At 70.7% G+C, this 2,284-nt stretch carries 1 protein-coding gene and 2 pseudogenes; 2 read left to right on the top strand and 1 reads right to left on the bottom strand.

What is annotated here, in order from left to right:
* Together surE and NBZ85_RS30445 are read left to right on the top strand one after the other, a co-directional pair.
* The coding region (surE, locus tag NBZ85_RS30450) for a 5'/3'-nucleotidase SurE (protein WP_308205244.1) at positions 1-902 on the top strand (902 nt) is incomplete at its 5' end.
* Positions 903-928: 26 nt separating this feature from the next.
* Positions 929-1,736 (top strand): annotated as a pseudogene (locus tag NBZ85_RS30445) (DNA ligase-like domain-containing protein).
* Positions 1,737-1,764: 28 nt separating this feature from the next.
* On the opposite strand, the pseudogene NBZ85_RS30440 reads toward NBZ85_RS30445, so the two are convergent.
* A pseudogene (locus NBZ85_RS30440) lies at positions 1,765-2,284 on the bottom strand (questin oxidase family protein); the annotation flags it as partial.

Below are 2,284 nucleotides of genomic sequence, written 5' to 3'. Positions count from 1 at the left end.
GACTTACCCCCGCGCACGGACTTACCCCCGCGCACGGAGTCACCCCCGCGCGTCCGTTGCACATTCTGCTCACCAACGACGACGGATGGCGGGGCACCGGAGGCTCCGACACCCCACTGATTGTCGCCCTGCGCGACGCTCTCAAGGCCGCCGGTCATGACGTCGTCGTCGTGGCACCCGGCACCGACCAGAGTGGCCAGGGCGGTCGTATCTCCGCACCCCCGCTGCAGCTCACGGTCGCCAAGCCCGAGCCATCGGTGTGGACGGTCACTCCGGGATCACCCTCGGACAGCGTGTTCTTCGCCTTCGACCAGGTCTTCACGAACGCCAAGCCTGACCTGGTCGTCTCCGGGATCAACCCCGGCAACAACCTCGGTCAGGCGGTCAACCACTCGGGCACCGTCAATGCGGCCGCGACCGCGCTCGAGTTCGGAGTGCCCGCGATCGCGGTCAGCCTGCAGACCTCGAGCACCTGGCGGGAGGGAACGGCCGTCGCCGCGAAGAGCTCGGCCGCATACGTGGCGGGTCTCGTCCAGCGGTTGGAGGACAGGTCGCAGCACGGCGCGCTGATGCCCCCGGGAGTCGGTCTCAACGTCAACTACCCGCTCCTGGCCGGCCCCGTCGACCCCACCACTGGCAAGCCCGGTTCGGTGCTGCCCCCCAGAGGGGCCCGGCCCACCACGCTGGACACCGGTGTGGCCCTCGACCTCGGCTACACGCCGACCAGCGGGCAGGCGGGGCAGCCGGGTACCTACACGATCGGGCTCACCCCGAACGACCAGGCCGCTCCCGTGGGTACCGACACCCGCGCCGTCCAGGACGGCTATGTCAGCCTCACCCCACTGGAGGCGGACCGTGACGTGGATGGCTCCACCGAGAGCTGGCTCCACCGCATTCTCTGACGGCGGTAGTACTCCCTGATACCCGTATGGACTGCGCCAGCCGAGTACGATTCCGCCCGCTCGGGAATTTCCTTGCCCTTCCGGAGGGTTCGACGCCCGATTCGTGCCTCCGGAAGGGCAGGGGAAGGTGGAAATCCAGGGGACATAAGGCATCTTCTACGCAAGACTGTCGGATCGTGCTGCTGACCATCGCCACGACGCACCCGCCGGCCCGCGACCTCGGGTTTCTGCTGCACAAGCATCCCGGTCGGTTCGGCGCGCCCGACGACCAGGCGGGCGCGGTGTGGACGCGCACCGGGCGGCCGTTCTTCCCGGCCGAGCTCACCGCGCAGCTCGTCGACCGGCTGCGTGCCGCCGCCGAGACGGCTGGGCTGCTCGACGAGCTCGACACCTCCTGGCTGCTGCTCGACGCCGAGCTGCTGCCCTGGAGCGCCAAGGCCGGGCAGCTCCTGCGCGAGCAGTACGCCGCGGTCGGGCGCCTACCGGCGCTACCAGTGGCCGACCGGCGGCCTGCGCGGTGTTCGGATCGCGCCCTTCCAGGTGCTGGCGAGCGAGGGCGCGGCCCATCAGGGGCGGCCGCACGCGTGGCATCTCGACCTCGCCGACCGGCTGGTGGCCGCCGACCCCGACCTGGTTGCGCCGACCCGGCGGATCTTCGTCGACACCACCGAGCCGGAGTCGGTCGCGACGGCGACCCGGTGGTGGACCGAGCTGACGGCGGCGGGTGGCGAGGGGATGGTCGTCAAACCCGCCGCGAACCTGACCCGCGGCCGGCGCGGCATCGTCCAGCCGGGGCTGAAGGTGCGCGGCCGGGAGTATCTGCGGATCATCTAGCGGACTGGGTCAAGCTGCGCGGACTGCGTCAAGGAGCAGGCCGCGGTGAGTGGGCTGGGATGCGGTCGGGGATGGCCTGGGCGGCGGCGAGGTAGCGGGGATCGGGGCGCAGTGCGTGTTCGCGCAGGCAGGCCTCGGTGAACTTGAGAACGTGTTCGTCGCCGTGCTCGACCGCTCGGGAGATCAGTTCGTCGACGCTGCGGACGTTCGTGTCGGCCGCGCGGGCGCGGGCGGTCTCCTCGCCCCGGTTGGTGCCGGTGAAAACCAGGAGGATCGCCGCGTGGATCTGCCACATGGTGGCGACAGACGGTGCGTGCAGCTCGGTGGGCAGATAGGGCAGGACCAGGCGGATGGCGGCGGGCGCGGTGACGGCATGGATCAGTGGTATCGGCGAGTAGTCGGTGTGGACCAGGCAGAGGCCAGCGAACTGGGCGGTCAGGTCGCTGAGCAGCGACTGCGCCTGATCGGCCCGCAGGGCGGAGAGGGCGTCCAGGTAGCCGGGCTGCTCGTCGAGCCGGCCGAGGCGATCGTGCAACAAGGCTGTCGGC

The sequence above is a fragment of the Frankia tisae genome (genome assembly GCF_025403405.1).
Lineage (GTDB): Bacteria > Actinomycetota > Actinomycetes > Frankiales > Frankiaceae > Frankia > Frankia tisai.
Note: the sequence above shows the minus strand (reverse complement) of the source record. Positions and strands in the feature narration are given on the sequence as shown.